Consider the following 26,424-nt stretch of genomic DNA (forward strand, 5'->3'; position numbering starts at 1 on the left):
GCCTAGTTAAGAAACAACACTAAGTTACTGGACTATGGTACAGGTCAGCCACTTATTTAATACTATTTAACTATTAAAACAGGGACATGAATCCAGAAGAAAAAGTTCACATTTAAACAATTGTAGTAGTTGCAGTATTTTAAAATGTTAGCTAAACCTTAACTTAGCGTGAATAAAATTTAGTCAAAAAAGAGGATATTATGGCTATAATAAACCCGTTCACTAAAAACAAATTCATCAGTGTTATCGCTCTAATTTTTGCTGCAAATGGGAGTATTTTAAATGCTCAAGCAGAGCAAACCTCATCTATGCCACTTAATTATGTCGCCGATAAAGCCATTGCAAATAACCCTGAAGTCCAGCAGGCGTGGCATGCATTTAAAGCATCGATGCATGGCATTGATGCAGCGCGTTCAGGTTATTTACCAACGGTAGATATATCTGCAAGTGCAGGATATGAAAAGCGAAATTATGGTATTGATGAAGAGTTTAATCGTAATACAGCAGAATTAACGTTAGGACAGATGCTTTATGATGGATTTCGAACTTCAAACACAGTAAGACGTTTTGAACGTATCCAGCTAATCCGTTATTTTGAGCTCCTCACTCAAGCTGAGCAAACAGCACTTGAAGCCAGTGTCGCATACTTAGATGTACAAAAATTTACCGAGCTGGTACAACTTGCAGAAAATAACCTACAAGAACATCAATCGGTTTATCAACAAATTGAACAAAGCGTTGGAGCCGGTGTGGCACGTGCCGCTGACTTAGAACAAATTAGTGGTCGTTTATCACTCGCTCAATCAAATGTCATGACCGAATATGCAAACTTACATGATGTAAGTGCTCGCTATTTACGGATTGTTGGCGAATTGCCGACCAAAGGAGTTGTTAAAGCAAAACTCAGTGACGATGCTATTCCTATTTCTATCAATCAAGCACTGGACTTGGCATATAAAAACAGCCCTAACTTTTATGCTTCTTTATACAATATTGAAGCACAACAAGCTAACGCCGACTCACAACGCGCCGCTTTTCATCCAAATGTCGATTTATCAGCACGTTACGGTATGCAAGACCGAAACGAGCTAGGGTTAGATGAAACGCAATCTGAAGCACGTGTGGGCATTGATATTAGCTATAACCTCTACAGTGGGGGTCGTGATAGTGCTAACTTAGATCAAGCGTACCAAGAGGTCAATGTTGCGAAATACCAACGTGACCAAACCTGTATCGAAATACGACAAAATCTTCAAGTGGCTTACAACAATGTACTCGTGCTGCAAAGTAAAATTCCTTCTTTGGAAAACCATAAAAATTCTTCTAATAAGGTAAAATTTGCGTATAAAGATCAGTTTGATATTGGTCAGCGCACCTTACTTGATGTACTTGACGCAGAGAACGAATCATTTCAGTCAAATAGAGCCTATACAGCGGCACTTTACGACCGTCAAACTGCGATCTTAACCATGCTTGCAGAGATGGGTAAGTTACTAGAAACACTAAACGTAAAATCTGACAAGTTCCCATCAATAAGTGAACTTACCGATGATCCAATTGCTCATAATGCGGAGTATGTTTGCCCTAAATACGATGTTGCAGCAACATTGGGACGACAAGCGTTTTTGCAAGAAAAAAGAAGCAAGATAACGCGTATATGAGTGTGACTGCGATGCCTAGTTATTTGAACATTCCTGCCACACCAGCACCACAAGCCCCCATAACAACCTTTGCTGATGATGACAATGATGGTATTGCAAATGAGCAAGATGACTGCCCATCGACCCCCGCATTTACAGAAGTCGATGACAGAGGGTGCACTAAATACCGCAGTAATACCAGTAATGTCGAAATTGGTATTCCTTTTCTAGCTGACTCCAGTGTAGTGCGCCCTGAATATATGCAAGAAATCGCTAGGTTAGCTGAATTTTTAAAAGAGCATCCTACTAAGCAGGTGGAGATTCAAGGGCATGCCTCATTAGAAGGCCCTACCCTTTACAATCGCAAGCTATCAGAAAAGCGCGCCTTTTCAGTCGCAGAGCTACTTATCCAGCAATACGGTATTGCACCTAATCGCGTCACATCTTTAGGCTATGGAACAGATCAGCCAAGAATTAACGAAATTTCCGTTCGCGCAAATGCTGCAAACCGTCGCATAGAAGCTGTAATAACCGACTCTAGCAATCGCTCAGCTACAGCACAAAATGGCTGGTCTTAAGCTAGGTTGTAAATTAACGTATGGATAGTGTATGCAAGAAAATGACGCACTCGACCATGGCGGTAGTCTTGTTGATTGCCTAGAGATTTTATGTCGTTATCATGATCGCGAATTTTCGAGAGAAACGCTATTGAGCGGCCTTCCTCTTGAAAATGGTTTGCTAAACCCCTCAGGGTTTTCACGGGCAGCGAAACGGATAGGCTTTAAAACCAAAGTTGTTCATAAAGCACTTTGCGATCTCAATGTGGCTTTATTACCCGCTGTATTAATCTTACAGAACAATCAAGCATGTGTTATCACTAAGCTGAACCTGACAGATAATACCGCACAAGTCATCTACCCAGAATTAAGTGATTCTGCCGTCACGATAAGCCTTGATGAATTGAATGAAACAAGTTCGGGTATGGTCATTTATGCACAACCTGAATTTGCCTTCGATGCACGCTCACCGGTACTGCAAAAGCTATCAAAAGATGGCTGGTTTTGGGGTGTAATAAAAGAATGCCGAACCCTTTATAAAGATGTCATTGTTTCCGCGATTGCACTTGGTGTACTTTCTATTGCTATGCCACTGTTTGTGATGAACGTCTACGACCGTGTTGTACCAAACCATGCGACAGAAACACTGTGGGTGTTAGCAATCGGTGTGCTGCTGGCTCTGACCGCAGATTTCATACTAAGATTAGTGCGCAGTTATTTTGTCGAGCTTGCTGCAAGTAGAATTGATGTAAAAGTGTCGGCGGTAATCATGGAGCGAGTTTTGGGTATGAAACTAAAGAATCGCCCTGCATCAGCCGGTTCCTTTGCGAGTAATATTCAGTCTTTCGAGGCCGTTCGCAGCTTTTTTAGCTCGATCACTTTAATTGCGCTCGTTGATCTTCCCTTCGTGCTTTTATTTCTTGTTGTTATTGCCATTATTGGGGTAGAGCTTAGCCTGCCAATTATCATCGGCGCAGTACTTTTGCTGAGCTATGCATTAGCAGCACACAGAAAGCTTGAGAGCTTATCTGAGCAAACAATGAAAGCCAGTTCAATGCGAAATGCCGTCTTAGTAGAAAGTTTAACAAACATTGAAGATGTAAAAAGCTTTCACAGTGAATGTAAAACTCAATCTAATTGGGAAAAATCAACAATTTACATTGCTCGAGTTAATGCTCAAAGTCGCCTCATTTCATCTTCAATCAGCAATGCAGGCGCGTGGGTACAGCAATGTGTCGGTGTGGTGATCATGATGATCGGTGTGCATCTCATTATAGAAGGCGACTTAACTCAAGGCGGGCTAATTGCAGCCTATTTATTGTCGTCTCGAACTATGGCACCCATTAGCCAATCTGCGGCGGTACTTGCCCAGTTCCATCATGCAGCAATTGCTATGCATTCATTAAATGAAATAATGGAAAAAGAAGTCGAACGCCCCCCTGGTAAACACTGGCTAAGCCACCCTGTGTTACTCGGAGATATTGAGTTTAACGATGTGCGATTCAAATACTCAGATGAAAGCAATGAAGCGTTATGCGGTGTAAGTTTCAAAATAAAGGCAGGTGAAAAAGTCGCTATTTTAGGGCGTAATGGCTCAGGAAAAAGCACTGTAGAAAAACTTATTTTAGGTCTTTACGAACCCAATTCTGGATCAATTTTAATTGATAACAATGACATTCACCAAATTGACCCTGCAGAGCTTCGTCATAATATTGGGTATGTTCCCCAAACAATTTCACTATTCTTTGGTACCTTAAAAGACAATATAACGCTAAGTGCATGGCATGCAAAAGACGAGCAAATTTTATCTGCGTGCCAGCAAAGCCAGTTATTTGAGTTAATTAATTCACACCCTGACGGATTTGATATGCAAGTAGGTGAACAGGGTCGCCTACTCTCTGGTGGTCAACGCCAAGCGGTGGGGATCGCAAGAGCCTTGCTAAACAATCCACCCATTTTATTAATGGATGAGCCTACCTCAGCACTGGATCATAATAGTGAATCTAAGATCATTAATAACATAAAACGTAGCTGCCAAGAAAAGACTCTCATTGTTGTTACACATAGAACATCACTGCTAGAGCTTGTTGATCGGGTCATCGTATTAGATAACGGTAAAGTTGTAGCCGATGGACCTAAATCCCACGTTTTATCTGCTTTGTCGACTCATACGGTTGGAAAAGTATCATGAGTAAAAAAGACTTACCAATTGAACAACGCTCATTCGAACGTTTGAATAAAGCGATGGATAAGCAAAAAGCAAAGCGTCCATCTATATTTTCATATTTGTTTTCTCGTTGGTTATCACCGCCGAATACTCAAGATTGGGTTGTTGACGCGCAATGGGAGAAAATGCAACAACAGCCAGCCAGTGCCAGAGTATTATTGTATTTAATTTGCTTAACTATCGTCGCCTTACTTGTTTGGTCAGCATTTGCCCATTTAGATGAAGTTGCACGGGGTGAAGGCAGAGTGATTCCCTCTCATAAATTACAAGTTGTACAATCATACGACGGTGGCATGATAGAGCAAATTTTTGTTCGAGAAGGACAAATCGTCAATGCGGGTGATGTATTGGTGAAGATAGATCCAACTCGCTTTATCTCTTCATTTAGAGAAAACCAAGCAAAAATTTTATCTCTAACAGCGAAAGTTGAGCGACTTAAAGCGCTCACTAAAAAAAAGCCACTTGAGTTTACTCCCGACTTAATCGAAAAAGCGCCGGATGCCGTTGCACACGAACAGGCTATGTTTGAGAGCAGTAATCAAGAGCTGACACAACAAGTTACAATCCATAAGCGCCAACTAGAGCAGCGTCGCCAAGACTATGTCGAAGCGAGAGCCGCACTGCAACAACACACTAACTCTCTCAGTTTAGCGAACAGAGAACTTTCTGTGACACGGCCATTACTCCGTTCAGGTGCCGTATCTGATATCGATATAATTCGTTTGGAGCGCCAAGTTGTAGAGCACACAGGTGAGATAAACCGAACAAAAGCAGCAATAAACCGAAGCCTATCTGCCATCAACGAAGCAAAAAATAAAGTGACTGAAGTAGAGCTTGCGATGATCAACCGTTGGAGTAATGAGCTTTCAGAAGCACTTCTTCGCCTTGATGCCATTAAAGAAACAGAGTCAGGGCTGGCAGATAAGGTTACGCAAACGGAGATCCGCTCCCCCGTCAATGGGACCGTTCAACGCTTATTAGTAAATACAGTTGGCGGCATTTTACAACCTGGTAGTGATGCTGTGGAAATTATTCCCTTAGATGACCAGCTCGTTGTTGAAGCGAAAATCTTACCAAAAGATATTGCGTTTTTGCAGCCAGGACAAGAGGCTATGATCAAGTTCAGTGCTTATGACTTTGCAATTTATGGCGGCCTTGAAGCTCAGGTAACCCACATCAGTGCTGATACTATTACCGATGAAAGAGATAACACTTTTTATTTAGTGCAATTGAAAACGAACCGAAACCACTTTGCCGACAACCTAACGATTATCCCAGGCATGACAACTCAGGTCGATATTATTACCGGAAAAAAAACCGTGCTTGAGTATTTGTTTAAACCCATTTTAAGAGCAACCTCATTAGCCATGACCGAGAGGTAAACTATGAATGCCCTTCACGCCAGTGTAATGGAGTAACTATGCGCAGAAGTGTTTTTATCACACAAGATGAACTTGTATCTCCACATTGGCAATCTGCATTTGCTGACTGTAGCGTACAAACATCAGTGCCTAAACGGTTAATGGCTGATAGCCTAATTTGGCTACTTGCAGAGACACCTGATTGGCTCAATATTCTATCGAAACTCACTGAGCAAAGAATTCCTGTGATTGTGATGACAACAGAGCTTAACATTTCTCAGCTGTGTAAAGCCTTAGAGTGCGGTGCTCGTGGCTATATCGAAGCCTATGCCAGTAAAGCAATTATTGAGCAAGTTGCTGAAACAGTGAGTAAAGGAGGTATTTGGCTACCTGGGCAACTGTTATCAAACTTAGTTGGAGTGCTGTCTAATCAGCAAATTCACTACCAACACAATTGCGATTTAACATGCCTAACAAATCGAGAAAAACAAGTCGTTGATGAAGTTGTCACGGGTGCAACAAATAAGCAGGTCGCACAAAAGTTAAATATCACAGAACGCACTGTAAAAGAACATATGAGTTCTATTTTCAATAAACTGCATGTGCGGGACCGCATGCAGTTAATGTTAGCGGTTAAAGGTCACTAATCTTTTTTACCTTCAACCGCCACAAGCCCATCAAAACCTAACCCCTTCAGTATCGTTTGATCACTTGGGCTTTTAACCCCTTCTGCCACCACTTTAATGCCTAAAGAGTGCGCAAGTGAACACACACCGCGAAGAAAACTTTGGTTATCTTCATTAAAGCTTATGTTATGGCAATAAACACTGTCTATTTTTATTAACTCTAAGCCAAGCTCTTGGATTTTATTTAATTTAGTAAACTCAGCCCCCACACGCTTAAGCGCGACTTTAGCGCCTATACTATGAACTTGTGAACAAAAGCTTCGAAACAAGGCAAACTCTTTAATTGCGAAATTTGCTCGCACCTCAAAGCATATACGCTTAGCAAGTGCAGGATACGCAGATAACCCTGTTAAAATGGACGCCACCGCCATATCATCTTGTAAAGTTTCAGCTGAAACTTCCATTCCTAAAAGCGTATCCCCTTGAATCTGGCCATACTCGTTAATCATTAGTTTCATTAAACTCCAATCAAGGCGAGCTAATAAATGCAAACGCTGCGCCCATTGGAAGTAAAAGCCAAAGCGATATTTTTCGCCTTCAATTAATACACTTAAAGAAATTTGCTGCTGTATTAAGCGCTCATCAAAGGTTGTTACGGGGAATAACGCGATTTCTAATTGATTTTCTTTCAGCGCAAATTCTAATCTTTCTCGCCAAGTATCAATATCATTATGATTGTCTTGCGTTTGTTGTTTTTCATCTACATAAACACTGCAACCCGGTTTTGCTACGGCAACCTTCAAGCACTGATCGACTCGTTTTAAAAGCGTGGCACGGGTGTCATCAACTTCAATGTGTGTACAACTGTGTGATACCGCAAGCGCTACTGATTTATGCTCTGCAACAAGTTGCTCATGAGACTTTAAAACCTGCTCGCTCAAGGCTGCGAGATTACTCACATCGCTAAATAACACTAAAAAATCGACATGGGACATACGTGCAATTTGGCTTTGCCTAAAGCTATCTTCATTCGATTCTAAAAAAGAGACTAATGATTCTGAAAAACGACGTAAAAAGTCCACCATTTCAACGCGGCCAACTTCTTCTGTTAATGCATCCAAATTTATCACTCTGAATAAAAAGAGCCCCCCATGCCCTTGTGAGTTTTCTAAAAAGGTATCAAGAGTTGCATTAAAGTACTCTCGATTAGCAAGGCCTGTTAAGTCATCGTGTTGACTTTTAAAACGAATTTCTTCTAAGCGACGATTATCTTCTTTGGTAATGCGATTAAAACGTGTCGACAACAAATTCATTGATGACACAAGCTTAGCAAACTCGTAGGTGCGCGGTACTTTTGACTTTATAAAGCGTTTTTCACTTAATGCCACCGCTTGTTTCATTACATCATTGAGTGGACTCAGAATTTTAGATAGAAAATAAGCCCCTGCAATACAAGCCGCCACTGCAACAACTAAAAAGCTAAAGAATAAATGGACAGCACTTTGCCACAGTGCATCTTGCGTATACTGGCTATGGCTTTCAACATACAAAGTACCAAATTGTTGCCAGCCATCACTCACTTGAGCAACGCCCGGCGCAACCTCTAACTTATAAAAATGCCTAAACCAACTCGGTGCGTTTAAAGTAAGCTCACCCGTATAAAGGCGTTTAATTATTGTTTTACCATGTGGGTCTCGTAGCTCAATTCGATGGTAATAACCGGTATCAAATGAGGCAGAGACTAAAAGCTCTATTTCAACAGGGTCTTTACTCATTTGACTCAACATCAAGGCGAGTGAGTTAGCATTATCTATATTTTTCATTCGCAACTCAGTCGTAAAGTACTCTTTTGCAGAATTAGTACTGATCAATAAACTACTCACAAAACCAATAATGATTAGTAGCAAAATAGCAATCCATAGCTCTTGCTTTAAGGTAATGGTTTTATTTCGTTTGAGTCTGAATAAATTAAATACCTTCACCATCGCACTCCTTCTTTGCGTGATTGCTCTAATATATGACGCCACCGTGATAGCCTAGCAGTCGGATCGGCCACACTCTTTGTTGAATTATTGGCCCACAAGCCTTTGCTGTTAAAGCTAAAAACAGGGCTAAGATCGGTCCGCTTAGCAGCAGGCAGTACCTTAACAATTAAACTGTCTAAAATAAGTGGTTGTGCATTCGGGTGTGTAAAGTAGCCAAGCACCATGTGCGCTTGTGTTTTTCGCGTACCAGCTAGTTGAGCTTTTACATAGATAAGCCGTAATTTATCGTCACTCACTCCAAGTGCTCTTAGGCTTATATACTTGGCAATTGCGTAATCTTCACAATCACCTAGCCCTTTTCCAAGCGTTTCAAGAGGGGTCGCCCAATAGTCTTCTTGCTTCCATAATTGAATATCAGTTTGATAACGCAGACTACGGGCAAAAAACTCGTTAACAACAAGTACCTGTTGTTGTTCGGGTAAATTAGAAGCCTGCTGCAACATCCCTTGCCACTGCCTTGCAACAGTGACCCTATTGGCACCGAAACGCTGCTGCATCTGTTGAATAAAAGTGGTAAATTCAATAACTAAGCGATCAGCTATTGCAGAATGACTTAAACATAGAATAATGACAACGGTTAACCAGCAGGCATGAGTTCGCCAAGTTTGATTTAAGGCAATCGCATATGCTCTAAACAGCATAGACAATACCTAAAAGGAGAAAAGCTTGGTTAAAATGATATGTTAATGCCATTATGCTTTTGTTAAAACTAACAGTCTTAAAAGCATAGCACCCAAGCTGCAACTATGAGAATTTAGTACTTAATAATAAGTCACTTTTTTTACTTCACGCGGTTTAATTTCACCAATATATAAGTCATGTACTCGTTTCATGTCCAGTTGTAACTCCGTGGCGTAAGTGTCGCCCACCGCATACGTTTTAATGACCTGAGCACCTTTGATAACACCCTGCACTTTGCTTTGTAGCTGATCGTTATGTGCAATGCTGTTTTGTACCGTCGTCCCTGCGGAAATCTTTTGCCCATAAACCTGTTCAGCTAACTCACGATATGCTTCAAGTTTTGAGGCTTTAATCGCAAGTAAAGTTCGTTGTGATTTGTTATCACTTGGTTGAGCACTAATGGGTGCATAACCAACAGCTTTTAAAATCGGGTAGTCATCAGGCTCGATATAAGTGTACTCGACGTGTTTATCAAAAATACTACTGCAACCACTTAGTGCAATACAGGCTGCTAGGCCACAAACTAACATTGCTCGCATAACTTGTTTCCGTTAAAAACTCATTTTCTACAAATATGCACGTTTAGTGCCAATCTGGTACATTACTTGCTGAGTACTTGGTATCAATGAACAGTGTCGCTAGGTATTTGCATGAAGTGTCTATTAAAAACGAGTTTATACAGCATGGGGCTGGCCTTTACTCTTGTTTTTTCTAACAATAGTTTAGCTCAATGGTTTGAATCTACAGGCCATGCAGCGATTAAAGATGGTGATACAAGTCAGGCCAAATCTGCCGCAATGAAAGATGCGATAACCCAAGCATTAGTGTTTTCTGGGGCGCGTGTTAGCTCTGTACAAACCCTGGTAGACGGAGTTTTGACGCAAGATCAGCTTAAAATTAGTAGCCATGGTGAGATCCAAAAAATAGAGCTTATTAGCGAAGATCGTCATAACGATACCTATGCAATTACACTTCGCTTAGATATTTTTCCACAAGCTGAAGAATGCCCTGCAAATAAGTATGCTAAATTCATCGCAATAACACAAAGTCAGTTGGCCAACAGAGAGCAAGCGAGAATGGGCCAAATTTTTGACGTCAATAAAGCCATTAGTGAACAGCTTTATACTCGCTTGAGTAATACGCAAATGGCCGCAAAACCGACAGCCTATTACAATGTGCCGTTGCGCGTGGATCATTTTTTCACCCAACAGTATGACTACAGCGATGCATTACTCGAAGAGATAACCAGTCGTAGTAACTCACAATATGTATTACTCAGTCGTATCCGCGATTTATCGGTAAACCGTAAACTCAATAACGATTATGCATTTTGGCAAGATGATAGCTTTAAGCGTGCTTACAAAGCCGATTATGTTTTATTTGATGGCACCACTTACGAAAAGCTATGGCAGAAAAGTTACCAAACTGAGGGAATTTGGCCATACAAAAAAACCGACATCATTGATGTGTATAGCGACCGCTTTTGGGAGACCGATTATGGTCAAGCCATCAGTGAGGTAAACCAAACCCTCACCTATGACTTGCAAGCGGCTATGGCTTGTTTACCTACACAAGGCAAAATTTTGCATATTGAAAATGGCAAATTAATAATCAACCTAGGTAAAGCGCATGGTTTACAGCAAGGGGAGTTATTAAATATTGCTCATCACAACTACATGACAGATGCACAAGGTAATAAACTGCCACATAAGATCACCACCCTTAATCAAGTGAAAATTACCCAACTCTATCAGCAGTCGGCTGTTGCCATGAGTATTGATGAGCAGCCATTACCTAACATTCAAATAAACGATATTGTTGAATTAGCTGCTGGCGAGTAAATGTTGCTGTAACCCTTTATGAGCATTTAGCCAAGCGGCTAATTGCTCTACTCCCGCAATATGTGGGTAATGCTTACGGGTTGCAATAACAACTTGCCGTTGTTGATTAGGTGTTATGGCCACATAATTAATTCCCTCTCGTGTTGTGCAAGCAAGTTTGGGAACAAATGTAATACCATCATCCATCGCGACCAAAGCAAGTAGGGTTTCGATACTATTGCCCTTGTATTGGTTTGAGACTTCAACCCCTGCCGAAAAGCAAAATTGCTCGGCTTGTTCTTTAAAGCAATGCCCTTCGTTTAACATAAGTAAGTCACAATCACTTAGCTGAGTAAGTGCAACTTTCTCTTTATTAGCTAATGCATGCTGCTCAGATACAGCCACTAAAAAGTCTTCTTTGTATAATGCTGATACATGGTAATTAGCGAGGTCTGGCACATCAGCGACAATTGCAATATCGATTTCTCCGTTATCAAGGGCGATAAGTGTTTGCGCGGTTTGCATTTCAATAAATGAAAAATGAGTTTCGTTAAAGGCTTGCTTCATTGATGTGAGCAAGGTTGGCAATAAGTAAGGTGCAATAGTGGGAATAATACCTACGTTTATTTTACCTTTAAGGGGATCATGCGAGCTTGCGGCAATTTCCTTTAATACTTGGGTTTGCTCAAGGATTACGTTAATTTGTTCAAGTAACCGTTGACCTTGTACAGTCACTGTCACTTGTTTAGTGGAGCGATCAAAAATAGTTACCCCAAGCTCTTGTTCAAGCTTTTTAACTTGACCACTCAAGGTTGGTTGGCTCACATAACAGGCATCAGCAGCCTTTCGAAAGTGCTTAAACTGAGCCACCGCTTTAACATATTCCAAGTCTTTTAAGTTCATAGTACTTACCAACAATCAATAGCTTTTAACTATCATAGTAATAAAAACAAACGATTGGAACTATTATCTATATAACCCCATAATAACACTCAACTAATCAAGAGGAATTAAACTATGTTAAACAATATTGAAGGTCAAAAAGTCCCTAACGTTACATTCGCAACACGCATTGATGAGCAATGGCAATCACTAACCAGTGATGATATTTTCAAAGGTAAAACTGTTGTACTGTTTGCATTACCTGGCGCATTTACACCAACTTGTTCATCAACACACCTACCACGCTATAACGAACTTGCGCCGGTATTTAAGCAAAATGGTGTCGATGACATTGTTTGTATTTCGGTTAACGATACTTTTGTTATGAACGCATGGGCACAAAATCAAGAAGCGCAAAATATCACGCTACTACCCGATGGTAACGGCGAATTCACCGATGGCATGGGCATGCTAGTCGATAAAAATGACTTAGGCTTTGGCAAACGTAGCTGGCGGTATTCTATGTTAGTAAAAGACGGCGTTATCGAAAAAATGTTTATTGAGCCACAAAAGCCAGGTGACCCATTTGAAGTCTCTGATGCTGATACCATGCTTGAGTACATTAACCCAGCGCAAGTAAAACCAAAACCTGTTAGCCTTTTTACCAAGCCTAACTGCCCATATTGCACAAAGGCAAAAGCATTGTTAGAAAGTAAAGGTTATGTGTATGAAGAAATTATTTTAGGAAGAGACGCATCGCTTACCAGCTTAAAAGCAATGTCTGGCCGCGAAACGGTACCACAAGTATTTATTGGTGGAGAGCACATTGGTGGCTCGGATGATTTAGAGAAACACTTCGCATAAACAAACTAACACTAAGAGGGCTAGTATATGGCTCTCTTAGTGCTCCACAAACTACCTTGAAACGTCTTTAGCACCAAGCATATTCAACATTACTCCCATTTATATTCAATATACCTACATTTTTATTACTTGTTTATTACATAAATTCCAGAATAAATCTAAAATAGCCGCCAGCTACATTCACAGTCTTTGTGATGAAATTAAAAATGAACTAAATGGAACATATAAATGAATAAACTAATGCTAGGATTTCTACTTTCCTTAGTGGGGTTTAGCGGCTATGCACAAGCTGAATCAGTCGGTGCCATTGACCTACTTACCCACCCTGTCGGCATCATCTGTGTCGTTATTTTTATCTTTGCCTATGTATTAGTTATTCTTGAAGAAAAAATCCATTTACGTAAATCAAAACCCGTGCTTGTCGCGGCAGGGATTATTTGGACACTGATTGCGTGGCAGTACAGCGCGCAAAATATGTCTGAGTTAAGTACCGATGCATTTCGTCATGCTTTACTCGAATTCTCTGAGTTAATGCTATTTTTATTAGTCGCGATGACTTATATCAATGCACTTGAAGAGCGAAGATTATTCGATAGCCTACGTAGTTGGCTGGTAGTACGAGGTTTTAGCTATAAACAACTATTTTGGATAAGTGGCGTAATGGCCTTTTGTATCTCTCCTGTGGCAGATAACTTAACAACCGCTTTGCTTTTATGTGCCGTGGTTATGAAGGTAGCCGCCGATGATAATCGCTTTATTGCTATGTCGTGTATTAATATCGTGATTGCTGCTAATGCTGGCGGTGCGTTTAGTCCCTTTGGCGATATTACCACCTTGATGGTTTGGCAGGCTGATGTTATAGAGTTCACCGGATTTTTTGTATTATTTTTACCGGCATTAGTTAGCTATATTATTCCCGCGTTTGTCATGTCTTTCTTCATTAATAATAAACACCCTAAAACAGTGGATGATGAGGTTGAACTTAAGCGCGGTGCTATCCGCATTTTATGCTTATTTTTACTAACTATTTTAACTGCTGTCGTCCTAAAAACAGCCTTTGGCTTGCCGCCTGTTGTAGGTATGATGATGGGCCTTGGTTACTTACAATTTTTTGGTTATTTTCTTCGTGTTACTCTACCTGGCTCTCTTGCCAGAAAGCGTGCCATGGCTGAACGAGAAGGCGACAAAGAACGCCTCAGTCGCTTAGGTAATGTTGTTCCTTTTGATGTATTTAGTCGCGTATCTCGTGCCGAGTGGGATACCTTATTATTCTTCTATGGCATCGTTATCTGTGTAGGTGGTTTAGGCTTTATAGGTTATTTAGCGCTCTTGTCTGACCTACTTTACACAAACTGGTCAGCAACAGGAGCAAATATCATCTTAGGGTTAATGTCTGCTGTTGTTGATAATATTCCTGTCATGTTTGCTGTGTTGCAAATGATGCCAGACATGTCTCATGGGCAATGGCTTTTAATTACCCTCACTGCAGGCATTGGCGGTAGTTTATTGTCTATTGGCTCTGCTGCGGGTGTTGCATTAATGGGCCAAGCAAGAGGTATTTACACCTTTAACAGTCATTTAAAATGGTCTCCGGTGATATTACTTGGCTACTTTGCAGGGGTTTTCACCCATTTATATTTAAACACGTCTTACTTTAACTAAGTTAACCAAGCCCTAAGCTACATGCCTAGGGCTTGTCTTAAAAACGAATAGTAGCCCGCGCTTATAGGTTTATCCGCCTATAGATTACCATGTCGTAATTTGTCATGTTTTTGTCGTTAAAAAAATGCGCACAGGAAAAGTGGGTATCGACGGCGTACAAGGGGCGTTTGATACCTTGTTCAAACCCAATGTTCATATCAAAATCATCATTGAACCAAGGCGTACTGGTGCATTAGAAAGAGTAACAAACTAAGCCGGTTACTTTAAAGCTATTCAAGCTGTTGATACTGCTTGAATAGTTTAAAGCCATACCACCATCAGGTTTCTCACTAAACATAACGACAAACTAAGCGAGTTGCCTACATTCAGTTTGATCATTCTTTACCGAGATGCTACACGGTTTTTTTGGTTTGTTTTTAACCAAGCTCGGTGTTACTCTAATCGAAACGGATTTTAACTTATTGATAAATGGAATTATCGCATGACTCTCCAATTAGTAGAGTATGAAATCAATAAAGTCCCCTTTTGTGCTCTCTTTTTTAAAACCCTAATAATCGGGTTCATGATCACGTTTTTATCTTCCTGTACAGAAGTACAAAAAAGTGAGCCCACAATTTACCTTATACCAGAAGGATACATAGGATCTTTATACATTGTATTCAACGCACCAAATGGTGAACCTCCCAAATACGAGGGTAATTCAAGGGTGTATCATATTCCCCCATCAGGTGTGCTTGTAACACAAATGGATGCCAATGAAGGTTGGAGTGAAAGCAGTGAAATTAAATACTTCTCTGTGAGTAAGTCCGGTAAGCGAACTCCTATATATGAATCGTCAGAAAATACACCAAAAACTGAACGAACCGTTTATGTCGGTGGCTTAGGGCATTCAGGTCCAATATACGGCTGTACAGTCATAAATAAAAACTTTACGGTTGGTACAGATGCTGAGCAAAGAAATACCAAAAAATTACTCACGATTTTTGAAGCGATCAAAGTAAAAAATATTGATAAAAAACTATTTGAAGGCATGTGTTAAGGCTTGCTCATTATAATTTCTGTGGAGCTCTACAATTTCAAAAGGTAACTCTATGAAGTATCTAAAAATATTGCTTATAGGTTTAATAGTTGCGTTACTGTCAGCCTGTACAGAAGTAAAAGAAAGTGAGCCTGAAATTATTCTTATACCTGATGGGTTTTCTGGAAGATTACACGTTATATTTAATGCCCCTAATGGTAAGCCGCCACAATACGAAGGTAATTCTCGGGTATACGATATTCCTCCATCAGGTGTACTTGTGACACAGATGGATGCGAATGCAGGCTGGATAGAAAGTGATAAAATTCAGTTTTTTTCTGTGAGTACCAATGGCGATAGAAAACCAATTAGTGAAGTATCAGAAAGTACCCCTGACAACAAAAGAGCTGTGTACTTTGCAGGTTTAGGTTACTCTGGCCCTGTTTACGGGTGTAAGATATTGAACCAAAACTTTATTGTTGGTGTAAAAGAAGAGCGAATTAATGAAGATATACTTTTAACTATATATGAAGCAATCAAGCTTAAAAGTATTGATAAAAAACTATTCGAAGGTATGTGTTAGGCTTATTTATTGCCATTTTTTCTAAGCTTTAATTTTACTCTAATAGTCTGCCAAGAAAGGCTACAGGAATGTAATCATTGATTTTATTGGTAGCCCCTACAGGAATCGAACCTGTAACTGCCCCTTAGGAGGGGGCCGTTATATCCATTTAACTAAGAGGCCACTTAGCTAAGAAAATTATAACGGGCTAACCCTTTTATAATCAAGCCTTTAGTTTTGGCTAATTTTATTTGATACTGGCGGTTTGAATTGATTCATTTTGTAGCACAAAATAAGGGATGACCTTTTGTGCGCTTGCAGTGACTTGTTTTGAATTTAAGTTTATCACTCTGGCATTCACTTCTACGCCGGTGTTACGGTAGATCAAGGTGCCCGACAGTACATGGCTGGCAATTTGACGCTCTGCTAGCTCTTCCACTTTACGTGTCATGACAAAATCGCCACGAGGAGTCACTTTAATCACATCCATCGCTTTGAAATCAACCACACCAAAGCCGAACTTTTGTAACTGATACATCATTGATTCTGCAATCTGGTTACCAAGCTGAGAGCTTGTATCAAGGCTGGCATCTAATTCAACGAATGTGGTAATTGCGATACCAAGCTCGGCCTCTTGTTGCATTGTATCAACTAACTCTAACGCCATTTGCTCAACATAGTTAACCAGTGTTTTATGATGTTGATACGGCACGAATAGTCTATCGTTCGTATTGACTTGCTGCGCTTGATTTTGTTGCTCTTGCAATAAAGCAGCATAATCTATTTGCGTTGTTGAAGTATTCGCTTTTGGCTCTGGCTGTGGCTGCTGTGCAAGCATTTCACAACCTGTTAGGGCTAAGCATAAAGCGATTGAAAGAAAACGTTTCATAATTTACTCACTTGCCTGCTTTAGCATAATACCGTCACTACGGTTAGTACTGTCGAGTGCATCCACAACCGACTGTGGAATAAACCCTTGAGCAGAGCCAACGACCGCTTTACTGGTAATGCCAACAATACGCGCATTCACAAGCACACCACCTTGGTGATTGACTAAAGTGCCTGCCAGTACATAATTAAAGTTTTGCTGCTGGCTTAATTCTAAATAGTCTCGACTAAACACGAAATCACCAGTGGGTGTAACACGCATATAATCTGTTGTTTTAAAGTCGATAACTGGCACGCCAAAGGTATGTAATTCGTGCATAAAGCTTTCGGCAATTTGATTACCAAGTAATGAACCTGCATTGTAATCAGCGTCTAGGTATATAAAGCTAGACACCGCGAGTGGTGTTTTATCGTTAACGTATTGCAGGTTTTCAACCATATCCTGCATGATGCCTCGAACATAGTGATTAATGTTCTTTCGTGTTGGCGCAGCAGTAAATGTACTGTCGTTCATTACCACTTGGTTGCTTTGAAATACGCTTGTGCTTGTTTGCGGCGCAGCAACTTCACGCTGTGCGCTAACAAGCTGAGGCTCATCACTGTATGTTTTTTCGTTATCCGCTGTCAGCATCGAAGAACAACCAAAGCCTAAAGGAAGGCATAAACTTAAAAATAAACGTTTCATTGATAATTCCTCTTAATATTCACTACGGTATAGCTGACCATCACGCTGCTGCACTTTCTCATTTCCCCACATAACATTAATAGGAATTTCAGTACTAGCAGCCGACACTATTCGCTGATCTTTTGTATTAACTAGGCGCGCATTAACTATGTAGGCATGTTGTTGCCGTGTTAATGTGCCTGTGATGACAAAGTCAATATTCTGACGTTGACGTAACTTACTCACATCACGACTTAATATACTATCGGCCGTAGGCTGTAAATTTAAAGTGTTTTCTAAACGGTATTCAATGGTATGAAAACCCAGTTGTGTGAACTGAGTCATTAAACTCTCTTGGATTTGTTGGCTCAAGCCATTGCCTTGATTACTTGCCAAGCTACTACCTAAGCCATCAGCCATATAAAAACTGGTTACAGCAATACGAGCATTGCCTTTGTAAGAGCCTTGAATGCGGCTTAATTGACTGCTTAAATCTGCAACATATTGATTAACAGTGTATGCTGCCATGCGAGCTGTAGGCGCATCGGTTGATACAACTGGTTTTGCCTCTTCTGTGAGACTACAACCAGTCAGTATAAAAAATATAAAACAATGTAAAAGTCGCATAATTGCCACCCTCTATGAACATAGCAATGTACAAGCAAGGATTATGCCTAATAATATTTACATGCCTGAAAAGGGTTTATTGGTGTATTGAGTAACAAGGCAATTGACTTCTTTTTGCTTTAATAACTGGCAATCCTTTTCAGCCATTTGCTTCTCTTTATAAGCGCCTATTTTCAATCGGTGATAAACCACATTGTTAACTTCAACAGCCTCAACGTTAACCGCAAATTGACCTGTAAACATACTTGGGGCTTTACTTTTTAACTCTTCTAAACTTCGCGTTAATCGCGCTGTTTCTGTGACAGAGGCAACTTGTAATGCAAATAATGGCTGCTCGGTATAAGCATTACTCTTAACATCAACAGGTTCAACAACTTGTTCACTAACGGGTGAGCTTTTAGCTTGGTTTTCTGTTTGCGACTTGGCAAGATCATTTAGTTGGGTAATTAGTAGATTTAGATCATTTTCAATTGCGATAAGGCGATCAATGCTAGGTTTAGCTTGTTGCCACTGCGCTGCACTTTCTTTTAAGCTATCGAGTTCTTGTTGAGTAATTTGCACACTATTTTGCGGTGTGGAAGAGTGTTCGCTATTTGTTGATTGACACGCAGATGCCAGTAAACAAAGTAAAACAACACTAAAATGACGCTTTAACATTATAATTTTCCCTAAATTAATAACTAACCGTATATGGCTCAACATCACAGTTAAGCTTATAGCTCTTTAATACGCTGCAAACTTGTGTAAGTTCATCGCTTTGAGTTTCAGAAAACGCGGCTGAGAGAACAAACTCTTTATCACTTTTTTTGATATAAAAAGGATCTAAAACAGCAAGTTCTGATAATGGTTTTTTCACAAGATAAAGATATGTTTTTAAGATAGCGAGTGATGAAAACTGCCCTAACTTAGCAATGTAACCATCTTTTACTTGTTTAGGCTTTAATACCAGATCAGCGCCAACAACAACTTCGCCACCAGCTGATAAGTTAAGGGTCACATGTTGGTTATCTTTTAATGATTTTTTGTCTTTATATTCATCATCTATCACTGCTTTATATTCGCCTGGGCGAAGGTCTGTAAACAAGTAATAGCCATCATACGCAGCTTGGGTTTGCGACACCTTTTTCCCTGTTTTATCAATGAGTGAGATGTTCGCAAACGGTTGCACTTTCATATTTTCATCTTGCGCAACATACACAACCCCTTCAACTTCACTGCTGTTGTTGAGCGCTATATCAATATATTCTATAAATCCAGCTCTGGGAGTAACAGAGAAACCATCATTAGCAGCGATCAAAAATGGGTCTGGAAAACTATCAGGATCAATAACAATATCGGTCGTTCTATTCGCAGGCATACTGGTTAGCAATGCAATGCCGTTTTCATCAGTGACTGCTTGACGATAATTTTGCACACCTTTGACTTTAACACCTGCAATACCATGCTCACTTTCATCCTTGATTCCATTATTATTGGCATCTAAGTAAACGTGAGCCATCAGAGTACCTGAGCGTGCTAAACTTCGTTTGCTAGAAAATATACCAGTGCCTTGGCTAGCATAACCTAGACTAAAGCGGCTAAATAACCCTACTCGCCAACGATCTTCACTGTCGTAGTTAAGATTACTATTTAGGCTAAATCTATCAGATTGCCAATTAAGTCCAATCTCCGCTGACTTTACATCATCAATAAGCGAGTTACGAAGTGTCAATTCACCTTGCAACTGTGATGTTAAGCTACGATTAAATTGGGCCTCATATGACTGAATAGAGTGCTGAGGACTCATACTGTAATCCAGACTAAAGCGGCTAAAAACTTGGCCAAATCGCCCTTGGAGTCGAACGTTACCCAACAAGGTAGAGTCATCGAGCCTGCTGTCTTTTTGCCAACTCAAGCGGTGATTAAAGGAAAAGCCTGAGTAAGCATAGTTCATGATATTCTCGAGCTTTAGGCTGTCATATCGGCTATCAATATCAGTGTAATAAGCGTTGTTTTGATAGTTAAGTCGACCGTATTGATTTTGAAAGACCTCTCCAGAGATATTAAATTCATAATTGCTTGATGAACTCATTCTTTGCTGGCTGCTTTGACGATTAATTAAACGCTCTCGTTCTGATGCACGAAACCTTAACGCTTGCTCGGCAATTTGCCCTCTTGCGGTAAACTCAAGCTCGCTTTCATCTTCATTGTTCTGCTCGTAATCTAGGTTAATTAACAGGCGGTCAAAAAGGCTCACATTACTACCGATAGCTAGGTTTTGAGTGTCATCTTTATACTCACTTTTTAAACCCGCTATACCGCCATACACTGAGATATTATCTGTTAATGCTGTATCGTAACGACCAGAAAACAGCCAGCCTGGGTTTTCAACATAATAATTCGATTGGTTAAATAGCTGGTGCCCTTGCTCTGTGATTGAGAATTCATAAAACGACTCTCCCGCAGACAAGCTAGTGCCATCAATCAAGTATTGTTCAGTCTTTCGCTCCACTTGACCTTGCGGTCCATAAAAAATAAGCTCAAAGTTATTGGCTCCATACAGTAAGTCTACATTTTCAAATATATACCTACCGTCATTAAGACTAAGTAGCTGATTAATTAAAACACCATTTTGATACAGCTCTACATCCCAGCCGGGTTGGATATTGCCAATGATGTTAACCTGATTAGTATTAACGGGCTTAAATAGCGGTTTGTTAGTTACTTTTGCACCGCGAGCATAATTGCTATTAAAACGGTTCCCTATTTGCGTTGCCAGTACATCACCAAACTCAATTCTATTTGCAGCTAAAGGGCCAAGTAGCTCTGAATTTAAGTCTTCACGGCTAAATGTGAGTCTTGAATCAGTAAGTAAGTCACCATCACGACCCGCAAAGTAGTATTCAGCATTTAAGTAAGCAAGATCATTAGCACCAAGAATAGAGTATCCCGCAGAGCTTTGTTGATCATCTGCTGTCATGCTAATTTGGATATCTGCCATAGGAGAGGACACAGCTTGATATGGGCTTTCTTTCCACGGTAGTGTTGGCTCAGAGTAACGTGCTGTTTGGCTTAGCTCTCTTTTCTGCCGGGCTAAGCGTGCTTCTATGGGTAATCGTGCGTCAGAGTTTATGTAAAGTTCAAGTGTTGAGTAGTCTACAGCCATTGTTAAATCAAACACTTGCTCAAGTAATGTTGAAGCAACAAAAATATCTTGCTGATCAACGTGTAACTGTTCTTGAGCTATTGAAAATGTCCGACCTTTAACGGTTATGGTCATTTTTGTTGTATCAAGCACAAAGGTATTTTCTGGATTAATAAACCAGCCCTTAGCAATACCGGTATTTCCATTTACATCAATTACAAACTCTACGGTTTCAGAGAAACTCAGCAAGTCGACCCATATTCCTTGCTGACTTTTAACAGCTAACACTTCTCCTAAGTAGCTATGCTTTAAGTAAGCTGAAAAAAACAACAACTCCCCAACAGGGATCCCTTCCCCATTCATTTTTTTATTGAAATCTGCTGCTGTTGCCTGAGAATCAGCGCTTTCTCTTTCAGAAGCTTTTAACTGCTGTAACTGCTGCTGCATTTTCTTTAATGAAGCAAATACAGCCTGATAATTTTTTTCAGCTGCGACGGGAGCGCCAGTGGCAAACATTAAAAGACAAAATAAGAGACGTTTCATTTACTGCAAAGAATTAAAATGCTGAGACGTGAAGGTCGTCGTTTTAGTCGAAAAAACTTGCCCTTGATACTCTTTTAACCCCGAGTAAGTAATGCGTATTTGACTATTTTCTTGTAGCTTCATATTATCAAATAAGGGCAAAGTTAAAGTAACGTTATCAAGCTCAGGATAAATGCTGAAGTCATTTACCATGGCAATTTTTTGCTCTTCTTTACTTCCAGATAGAGTTTGAAAAACCTCCACTTTTCCGAATGAACTATAATCGCCAGAGTGATTAAGGCTAATGCCAAGTGATGGTTTTGCATCATTTGTTAAGTATTTTACTGAAGCAATATCAACCTCAGGTAGCGCAGTTCCCTGTCTTAAGATCACAGGAATTGAATAACTTAAAACCATGTCTAAACGAATACCAAAGCTTTTACTATTACTTTTATGTTCATTGGGTAGCGCTTTAAAGACCAAGTGAGAACGATATTCTTTATCTGCCAGACCTTTAGCTCTGCGAAGAGCTATTTTCACAACCTGCCTTTCTCCCGGCGCTAACCTCACTTGAGAAGGACTCAAACGCATCATACTGGCCAGTGAATTAGGGTTAACCTGATCGTCGGTCAGCGTTATATAGCCACCTTGCGGCTTCGCTACTTTCTCTTGCCATTCAAGGCGGTAAGTTTTGCTCTCATTAGAGTTATTTACCACAATAACTTTAGCGACTCGTTGCCTGTCATCAAATGCAATACGTGTTGGCGAGATCAATAAGTTTGCATATACAGCAACACTATGAAAGGTTAGTAAAACAATAAAGCAGTATAGAAAGTATCTGTACTTCATAAAATTCCATTAAAAGTCTACGGTTAATGAGACGGTTGCATCATAATAACCATCATTATAGGTGCTACCATCACCACTTGTGCTTATCTGCCCACCCACCTTTAATACAGCACTGCCGTATGAGTCAGTGACCAAGGTAGGGTTATAAATCAATCGATTGAGATAAAAGCGTTGGTTATTGTGTAAATTACTAAGTGGTTGGTTATTCACATTATCACTAATGGTAACTTGTATTCTTGCTCCATAGCCTTCAAACAATAACTCGGCAGCGCGCCCTTGTTTAACAACATAAATACTGTTGCTGCTCGCGCTAGTATTGCTTGGCAAAACAGTGACAGAGCTAACACTTGAGTTGTCTGTAATAGCCAGTAGACCAAAGCTAAGTGGTTCAAGCTCAGTTATTGTTTGTTGTGCAACAGAGCCTGCGCTCAATAAAAGAGCACTTAATAGACAAAAATGCGTACGCATAAGTTATGCCTGCTAATACTTAGCAGGCGCTCTATGTTAGTAATCTAATTGCAGTGTAAATGTACCGCTATAAGTACCATCAATATAATCAGCTGTGGAGACTGCATTATCTGTTGATAATGTTGCACCCAGATTAAAAGTGGCTTCACCATTGGCATCTACTTGAATTGATGTTGTGGCAGCAGAGTTAGGGTTCGCGCCTGTTAAAACATAGTAAGTAAATGAGCCAAGTACAAATTTTGCAGTACCTGATGGTGCTGAATCAGGTGATATGTCTGTCTCAGTTGGGTTGGTAATGTTTAAGGTTGCAAAAGGTGATACACCTGAAACACTGAATAACGCTGGTGCGCCGGGATTTAAAATAGCAATTTCGGCTGCTGTCGGATCAGTACTCGCTGTCGTTGCTGATGTTGCTGGATTAGCTGGTAGCACTAACGTTGCCGTTTGTGCGCCCGTTGCATCAGCTGTAGCGCGAATCGTACCAAAATCTAAGCCACTATCAGCTTGCAATGTAAATGCGTTTTGTACCGTTACAGCGGCTTGAAAAGTAGTTTGCTCAGCAGCAACGTTAAACGTTAAAAGTGCTGATGAGGTCATGAGTGCTGCTATCTTTATTGAGTTTTTCATATGCATTCCTAAGATATGATAAAAAGTTTCAACCTTTTATTCAGGTTAAATTAAGTATCGGCAAAATGCATTATTTTATTAGGAAAAAATGTACTTTTTTTATTGTTTTAAATCAAAAAGAGTAAAACGATAAATTACAAATCAACGCCCTTAAATTCTGTGGTCTCACAATGGCTATAAATAAGTTCAAAAACTTGGCAGAGTTTGTTCGCTTCTTGCTCTGTTTGTAGTGGCCCAGCGACAAGGCTATAAAGTGTTTTAGAAGTTGATGATTGCGTACTCATTTTATAATTAAGCATATTATACAGATTAGGATAACGATTTTTAAGTTGGCCTAATTGGGCTCTCACTCCCCGCTCAACTAAGTAACTGCCAATTTTCACACCATGAGTAGGTGATGCTGTGTTTGTGACTTCATTCAAATTTTGATTTACCGTTGTTGATACCTGCTCTGTGCTACCATAGCTAACAACTTTAGGATCGCTTTGTAGCTTTTTAGGCAGTTTATCAACGTCAACTTGTACAGCAAGTGCTTGTATCAGCATCAACAAATCAGCTTCAATGGTATTTAAATGATCTATTTGTTCTTTTTTAGTATCCCACTCAACTAAAAGCTGTTGAAGCTCCTCACGATTAATATCTGACTCTTCATAAGAGTTTGAATCTGAGAAACTACACGCTTGTAGTAAAATAAAAAGTGTAAAGACAATAAACCGACTCATTAAAAAGCTCACCCTAAAAAACGACTCTACTTCCAAGCAAAAAAAGTGCCATTATAGCACTTATACCTGTCGAATTTCAGATAGAAAACCATTCTTTGAATAAAAACTAAAAGATCACTCGGTTATCTGTATAGCTACTTACCCAGCAATCAATCCCTTGGCGCTTAATAGCTTCACAGTCAGCTTTCGCGTTCTTCAAATATTTATAACCGCCAAATTTCAAACGGTAGTAGGTGTGCTGATCTATATCTGCAACTTCCATATTCAAAATTGGGGAGCCCTGAAAAATATGGGGGGCAAGTCTTTGCATTTTTCTAAGTGCAATCGCTAAGCTTTTTTCGCTATTAACTGACGCGAGTTGAAGAGCAAATAAGTAGTTATGCTGGGCGCTGATTGATTCTGAGCTCTGAACATCCCTCGTCTTAACTGCTGATAAATGTGTTGGGGGATCAATCGGAGCTGAACCGCTGGTGTGCATATTTGCGTTTAGAAAAAAAGGCGAATCAAATTGCTCACCCACAAAAGTAACCACCTTGATAGAGGCACCCAATGCGGCTGATTTATTATTTTGAAGAGATACTAAAGAATCACTGCTGCAACCAGACACAAATAGTAATGCCAACAAACACACACTATGTTGCAAAGGCTTTATGCAATGTTTCATAAACATGATTCTAAAATATACCATTGTCAATTTGCTTGTTCACAGGGCTGACTGCGCGCATGTGTTTTTCACCTTTAAGTGCACTAAAAGTTAAACTTAATTTAAAGAATCTCGCGTACTATTTTTTGTTATATTTTTAGTACTGTACTTTATTAGCCATAACAAAAACTTATTGCTTAAGTTTTCATATTAGATGACCTAAAGCAATAAAAATTAATTTCGTTAAAGGTATTTTTACAAAGTATAGCTTAATTTAGCCACCCTTTGCTGCTTGGTAAGTGCTTTACTTAACTTTCATATTAACAACACGTTAAGATAAAGATATATCAGAAAAGTCCTCAATTGAGTAATAATCAACAATTACATCTGTTATGTAAATAATAAAAAAGTGCCATATAGGCACTTTTTATTAACTTTGATTACTTATACTAAACAGTTATTTAGCTAGCGACTTTATAAACTCAGTCAACTCGCCTTTAAATTCATCACGGCGTAAGGCAAATTCAACAATCGCTTTCAAATAACCAATTTTGCTGCCGCAATCATGGCTTTTGCCTTTCATTGAATACGCATCCACGGTTTCTTTTTCCATAAGCATAGCAATGGCATCCGTTAGCTGGATTTCATCGCCTGCCCCTGCTGGCGTTTTAGCAAGCAATGGCCAAATATTCTTGCTTAACACATAACGACCAACCACAGCTAAATTTGATGGTGCTTGATCGACAGGCGGCTTTTCAACCATATTTAAAATTGCAGCACTTTCACCTTGCTTAATTTTGGCATCACCTAAGTCAACAACACCAAATTTATCAACTTCATTATGCGGTACTGGCTCAACCATTATTTGGCTTTCACCGGTATTTTCAAAGCGGGCGATCATTTCAGCTAAGTTATCTTTTTTAAGGTCGCTCGCCACATCGTCAATAATGACATCAGGTAATATAACAACAAATGGCTCGTCACCAATAATCGGTGCAGCACAGTTAATTGCGTGTCCCAACCCCTTTGCTTCCCCTTGACGTACTTGGATAATCGTAACGCCTTTTGGGCAAATAGACTGTACCTCAGCAAGTAGCTGACGTTTTACACGTTTTTCAAGGGTTGCCTCTAATTCAAAGCTAGTGTCAAAATGGTTCTCGATCGAGTTTTTACTCGAATGCGTAACAAGAACAATTTCTGTAATCCCTGCTGAAATCGCTTCATTTACAACGTATTGAATCAAAGGACGATCAACAATAGGCAACATTTCTTTCGGTATGGCTTTTGTTGCCGGTAACATGCGCGTACCAAGTCCAGCAACTGGGATCACTGCTTTCATGATTTC

The 26,424-nt window shown here is 39.9% G+C and carries 26 protein-coding genes and 1 tRNA gene; 11 read left to right on the top strand and 16 right to left on the bottom strand.

What is annotated here, in order from left to right:
• Nucleotides 1–200 precede the first annotated feature (200 nt).
• Genes L0Z67_RS12330 through L0Z67_RS12350 form a run of 5 tightly spaced genes read left to right on the top strand, consistent with a single transcriptional unit; the run spans nucleotide 201 to nucleotide 6,432 of the window.
• Complete coding sequence (locus L0Z67_RS12330; protein WP_405128066.1) at nucleotides 201–1,661, top strand: TolC family outer membrane protein; 1,461 nt, start codon at nucleotides 201–203, stop codon at nucleotides 1,659–1,661.
• Entirely contained in the window at nucleotides 1,658–2,218 is a 561-nt protein-coding gene (locus tag L0Z67_RS12335) for an OmpA family protein (RefSeq protein WP_405128067.1), read from the top strand. Before L0Z67_RS12330 ends, L0Z67_RS12335 begins: the two co-directional genes overlap by 4 nt.
• Before the next feature lie 31 nt (nucleotides 2,219–2,249).
• Nucleotides 2,250–4,388: a type I secretion system permease/ATPase gene (locus tag L0Z67_RS12340; protein WP_062569696.1), complete on the top strand. Its 2,139-nt coding sequence runs from the start codon at nucleotides 2,250–2,252 to the stop codon at nucleotides 4,386–4,388.
• Nucleotides 4,385–5,806 (top strand): HlyD family type I secretion periplasmic adaptor subunit, encoded by a 1,422-nt coding sequence (locus tag L0Z67_RS12345; RefSeq protein ID WP_405128068.1) that lies wholly within the window; start codon nucleotides 4,385–4,387, stop codon nucleotides 5,804–5,806. Before L0Z67_RS12340 ends, L0Z67_RS12345 begins: the two co-directional genes overlap by 4 nt.
• 38 nt (nucleotides 5,807–5,844) lie before the next feature.
• Complete coding sequence (locus L0Z67_RS12350; protein WP_062569694.1) at nucleotides 5,845–6,432, top strand: response regulator transcription factor; 588 nt, start codon at nucleotides 5,845–5,847, stop codon at nucleotides 6,430–6,432.
• On the opposite strand, the gene L0Z67_RS12355 is transcribed toward L0Z67_RS12350, so the two are convergent.
• From L0Z67_RS12355 to L0Z67_RS12365, 3 genes are all read right to left on the bottom strand, one after another.
• Nucleotides 6,429–8,396, bottom strand: coding sequence for a LapD/MoxY N-terminal periplasmic domain-containing protein (locus tag L0Z67_RS12355; RefSeq protein ID WP_405128069.1), 1,968 nt, complete (start codon nucleotides 8,394–8,396; stop codon nucleotides 6,429–6,431). The genes L0Z67_RS12350 and L0Z67_RS12355 overlap by 4 nt on opposite strands.
• A complete protein-coding gene (locus L0Z67_RS12360) occupies nucleotides 8,390–9,097 on the bottom strand; it encodes a transglutaminase-like cysteine peptidase (RefSeq protein WP_083515329.1) in 708 nt (235 codons plus the stop codon). The genes L0Z67_RS12355 and L0Z67_RS12360 overlap by 7 nt, the downstream gene beginning before the upstream one ends.
• Before the next feature lie 120 nt (nucleotides 9,098–9,217).
• Entirely contained in the window at nucleotides 9,218–9,676 is a 459-nt protein-coding gene (locus tag L0Z67_RS12365; RefSeq protein ID WP_062569692.1) for an LPP20 family lipoprotein, read from the bottom strand.
• A 111-nt stretch (nucleotides 9,677–9,787) separates the two neighbouring features.
• On the opposite strand from L0Z67_RS12365, the gene L0Z67_RS12370 reads away from it, so the two are divergent.
• Nucleotides 9,788–10,978 (top strand): flagellar assembly protein FlgT, encoded by a 1,191-nt coding sequence (locus tag L0Z67_RS12370; protein ID WP_405128070.1) that lies wholly within the window; start codon nucleotides 9,788–9,790, stop codon nucleotides 10,976–10,978.
• Here L0Z67_RS12370 and L0Z67_RS12375 read toward each other — a convergent pair.
• The gene (locus tag L0Z67_RS12375; RefSeq protein ID WP_237114315.1) at nucleotides 10,961–11,860 is read right to left on the bottom strand and encodes a LysR substrate-binding domain-containing protein; all 900 of its coding nucleotides are present in this window, start codon (nucleotides 11,858–11,860) and stop codon (nucleotides 10,961–10,963) included. The two genes, L0Z67_RS12370 and L0Z67_RS12375, sit on opposite strands and share 18 nt — an antisense overlap.
• Before the next feature lie 114 nt (nucleotides 11,861–11,974).
• Here L0Z67_RS12375 and L0Z67_RS12380 point away from each other — a divergent pair, with 114 nt between their 5' ends.
• From L0Z67_RS12380 to L0Z67_RS12400, 5 genes are all read left to right on the top strand, one after another.
• The gene (locus L0Z67_RS12380) at nucleotides 11,975–12,703 is read left to right on the top strand and encodes a glutathione peroxidase (protein ID WP_062569689.1); all 729 of its coding nucleotides are present in this window, start codon (nucleotides 11,975–11,977) and stop codon (nucleotides 12,701–12,703) included.
• Between the two features lie 228 nt (nucleotides 12,704–12,931).
• Nucleotides 12,932–14,365 carry a sodium:proton antiporter NhaD gene (gene nhaD / locus L0Z67_RS12385; RefSeq protein ID WP_083515328.1) on the top strand — a complete coding sequence of 478 codons (1,434 nt, stop codon included), beginning with the start codon at nucleotides 12,932–12,934 and terminating at the stop codon, nucleotides 14,363–14,365.
• Nucleotides 14,366–14,489: 124 nt separating this feature from the next.
• Nucleotides 14,490–14,618, top strand: coding sequence for a hypothetical protein (locus L0Z67_RS12390; protein ID WP_265589660.1), 129 nt, complete (start codon nucleotides 14,490–14,492; stop codon nucleotides 14,616–14,618).
• Between the two features lie 228 nt (nucleotides 14,619–14,846).
• The gene (locus tag L0Z67_RS12395) at nucleotides 14,847–15,404 is read left to right on the top strand and encodes a DUF6843 domain-containing protein (protein ID WP_405128071.1); all 558 of its coding nucleotides are present in this window, start codon (nucleotides 14,847–14,849) and stop codon (nucleotides 15,402–15,404) included.
• Nucleotides 15,405–15,456: 52 nt separating this feature from the next.
• Nucleotides 15,457–15,966 (top strand): DUF6843 domain-containing protein, encoded by a 510-nt coding sequence (locus L0Z67_RS12400; protein WP_405128072.1) that lies wholly within the window; start codon nucleotides 15,457–15,459, stop codon nucleotides 15,964–15,966.
• Between the two features lie 87 nt (nucleotides 15,967–16,053).
• On the opposite strand, the gene L0Z67_RS12405 is transcribed toward L0Z67_RS12400, so the two are convergent.
• The 12 genes from L0Z67_RS12405 to galU all read right to left on the bottom strand — a co-directional run bounded on the left by L0Z67_RS12405 (nucleotide 16,054) and on the right by galU (nucleotide 26,418).
• Nucleotides 16,054–16,128, bottom strand: a tRNA-Arg gene (locus L0Z67_RS12405).
• Between the two features lie 64 nt (nucleotides 16,129–16,192).
• Nucleotides 16,193–16,834, bottom strand: a complete 642-nt coding sequence (locus L0Z67_RS12410; RefSeq protein WP_062569685.1) for a FlgO family outer membrane protein — start codon at nucleotides 16,832–16,834, stop codon at nucleotides 16,193–16,195.
• Nucleotides 16,835–16,837: 3 nt separating this feature from the next.
• Nucleotides 16,838–17,518 carry a FlgO family outer membrane protein gene (locus L0Z67_RS12415; protein WP_062569684.1) on the bottom strand — a complete coding sequence of 227 codons (681 nt, stop codon included), beginning with the start codon at nucleotides 17,516–17,518 and terminating at the stop codon, nucleotides 16,838–16,840.
• Nucleotides 17,519–17,530: 12 nt separating this feature from the next.
• A complete protein-coding gene (locus L0Z67_RS12420; RefSeq protein ID WP_237114317.1) occupies nucleotides 17,531–18,124 on the bottom strand; it encodes a FlgO family outer membrane protein in 594 nt (197 codons plus the stop codon).
• Nucleotides 18,125–18,181: 57 nt separating this feature from the next.
• Nucleotides 18,182–18,781: an SPOR domain-containing protein gene (locus L0Z67_RS12425; RefSeq protein WP_405128073.1), complete on the bottom strand. Its 600-nt coding sequence runs from the start codon at nucleotides 18,779–18,781 to the stop codon at nucleotides 18,182–18,184.
• A 16-nt stretch (nucleotides 18,782–18,797) separates the two neighbouring features.
• On the bottom strand, nucleotides 18,798–21,791 hold the full coding sequence (locus L0Z67_RS12430) for a hypothetical protein (RefSeq protein ID WP_405128074.1): 2,994 nt from the start codon (nucleotides 21,789–21,791) through the stop codon (nucleotides 18,798–18,800).
• Nucleotides 21,792–22,619 (bottom strand): molecular chaperone, encoded by an 828-nt coding sequence (locus L0Z67_RS12435; protein ID WP_405128075.1) that lies wholly within the window; start codon nucleotides 22,617–22,619, stop codon nucleotides 21,792–21,794.
• Between the two features lie 9 nt (nucleotides 22,620–22,628).
• A complete protein-coding gene (locus L0Z67_RS12440) occupies nucleotides 22,629–23,087 on the bottom strand; it encodes a DUF4402 domain-containing protein (RefSeq protein WP_405128076.1) in 459 nt (152 codons plus the stop codon).
• 36 nt (nucleotides 23,088–23,123) lie between these two features.
• A complete protein-coding gene (locus tag L0Z67_RS12445) occupies nucleotides 23,124–23,714 on the bottom strand; it encodes a DUF4402 domain-containing protein (protein WP_405128077.1) in 591 nt (196 codons plus the stop codon).
• 134 nt (nucleotides 23,715–23,848) lie between these two features.
• Complete coding sequence (locus tag L0Z67_RS12450; RefSeq protein ID WP_405128078.1) at nucleotides 23,849–24,436, bottom strand: SPOR domain-containing protein; 588 nt, start codon at nucleotides 24,434–24,436, stop codon at nucleotides 23,849–23,851.
• 106 nt (nucleotides 24,437–24,542) lie between these two features.
• Nucleotides 24,543–25,100: an SPOR domain-containing protein gene (locus L0Z67_RS12455; protein ID WP_405128079.1), complete on the bottom strand. Its 558-nt coding sequence runs from the start codon at nucleotides 25,098–25,100 to the stop codon at nucleotides 24,543–24,545.
• Nucleotides 25,101–25,536: 436 nt separating this feature from the next.
• Nucleotides 25,537–26,418 (bottom strand): UTP--glucose-1-phosphate uridylyltransferase GalU, encoded by an 882-nt coding sequence (gene galU, locus L0Z67_RS12460; RefSeq protein ID WP_062569675.1) that lies wholly within the window; start codon nucleotides 26,416–26,418, stop codon nucleotides 25,537–25,539.
• Nucleotides 26,419–26,424 lie beyond the last annotated feature (6 nt).

Source organism: Pseudoalteromonas sp. PB2-1 (assembly GCF_045040605.1).
Taxonomy (GTDB): Bacteria; Pseudomonadota; Gammaproteobacteria; order Enterobacterales; family Alteromonadaceae; genus Pseudoalteromonas; species Pseudoalteromonas arabiensis.

Coding starts and splice junctions, on each gene's coding strand:
- L0Z67_RS12345 (WP_405128068.1), top strand. CDS start 4,385: ATGAGTAAAAAAGACTTACCAATTGAACAACGCTCATTCGAACGTTTG.
- L0Z67_RS12420 (WP_237114317.1), bottom strand. CDS start 18,124: ATGCGACTTTTACATTGTTTTATATTTTTTATACTGACTGGTTGTAGT.
- L0Z67_RS12400 (WP_405128072.1), top strand. CDS start 15,457: ATGAAGTATCTAAAAATATTGCTTATAGGTTTAATAGTTGCGTTACTG.
- galU (WP_062569675.1), bottom strand. CDS start 26,418: ATGAAAGCAGTGATCCCAGTTGCTGGACTTGGTACGCGCATGTTACCG.
- L0Z67_RS12410 (WP_062569685.1), bottom strand. CDS start 16,834: ATGAAACGTTTTCTTTCAATCGCTTTATGCTTAGCCCTAACAGGTTGT.
- L0Z67_RS12370 (WP_405128070.1), top strand. CDS start 9,788: ATGAAGTGTCTATTAAAAACGAGTTTATACAGCATGGGGCTGGCCTTT.
- L0Z67_RS12455 (WP_405128079.1), bottom strand. CDS start 25,100: ATGAAACATTGCATAAAGCCTTTGCAACATAGTGTGTGTTTGTTGGCA.
- L0Z67_RS12375 (WP_237114315.1), bottom strand. CDS start 11,860: ATGAACTTAAAAGACTTGGAATATGTTAAAGCGGTGGCTCAGTTTAAG.
- L0Z67_RS12340 (WP_062569696.1), top strand. CDS start 2,250: ATGCAAGAAAATGACGCACTCGACCATGGCGGTAGTCTTGTTGATTGC.
- L0Z67_RS12430 (WP_405128074.1), bottom strand. CDS start 21,791: ATGAAACGTCTCTTATTTTGTCTTTTAATGTTTGCCACTGGCGCTCCC.
- L0Z67_RS12435 (WP_405128075.1), bottom strand. CDS start 22,619: ATGAAGTACAGATACTTTCTATACTGCTTTATTGTTTTACTAACCTTT.
- L0Z67_RS12450 (WP_405128078.1), bottom strand. CDS start 24,436: ATGAGTCGGTTTATTGTCTTTACACTTTTTATTTTACTACAAGCGTGT.
- L0Z67_RS12380 (WP_062569689.1), top strand. CDS start 11,975: ATGTTAAACAATATTGAAGGTCAAAAAGTCCCTAACGTTACATTCGCA.
- L0Z67_RS12395 (WP_405128071.1), top strand. CDS start 14,847: ATGACTCTCCAATTAGTAGAGTATGAAATCAATAAAGTCCCCTTTTGT.
- L0Z67_RS12445 (WP_405128077.1), bottom strand. CDS start 23,714: ATGAAAAACTCAATAAAGATAGCAGCACTCATGACCTCATCAGCACTT.
- nhaD (WP_083515328.1), top strand. CDS start 12,932: ATGAATAAACTAATGCTAGGATTTCTACTTTCCTTAGTGGGGTTTAGC.
- L0Z67_RS12415 (WP_062569684.1), bottom strand. CDS start 17,518: ATGAAACGTTTATTTTTAAGTTTATGCCTTCCTTTAGGCTTTGGTTGT.
- L0Z67_RS12330 (WP_405128066.1), top strand. CDS start 201: ATGGCTATAATAAACCCGTTCACTAAAAACAAATTCATCAGTGTTATC.
- L0Z67_RS12425 (WP_405128073.1), bottom strand. CDS start 18,781: ATGTTAAAGCGTCATTTTAGTGTTGTTTTACTTTGTTTACTGGCATCT.
- L0Z67_RS12335 (WP_405128067.1), top strand. CDS start 1,658: ATGAGTGTGACTGCGATGCCTAGTTATTTGAACATTCCTGCCACACCA.
- L0Z67_RS12355 (WP_405128069.1), bottom strand. CDS start 8,396: ATGGTGAAGGTATTTAATTTATTCAGACTCAAACGAAATAAAACCATT.
- L0Z67_RS12390 (WP_265589660.1), top strand. CDS start 14,490: ATGCGCACAGGAAAAGTGGGTATCGACGGCGTACAAGGGGCGTTTGAT.
- L0Z67_RS12365 (WP_062569692.1), bottom strand. CDS start 9,676: ATGCGAGCAATGTTAGTTTGTGGCCTAGCAGCCTGTATTGCACTAAGT.
- L0Z67_RS12350 (WP_062569694.1), top strand. CDS start 5,845: ATGCGCAGAAGTGTTTTTATCACACAAGATGAACTTGTATCTCCACAT.
- L0Z67_RS12440 (WP_405128076.1), bottom strand. CDS start 23,087: ATGCGTACGCATTTTTGTCTATTAAGTGCTCTTTTATTGAGCGCAGGC.
- L0Z67_RS12360 (WP_083515329.1), bottom strand. CDS start 9,097: ATGCTGTTTAGAGCATATGCGATTGCCTTAAATCAAACTTGGCGAACT.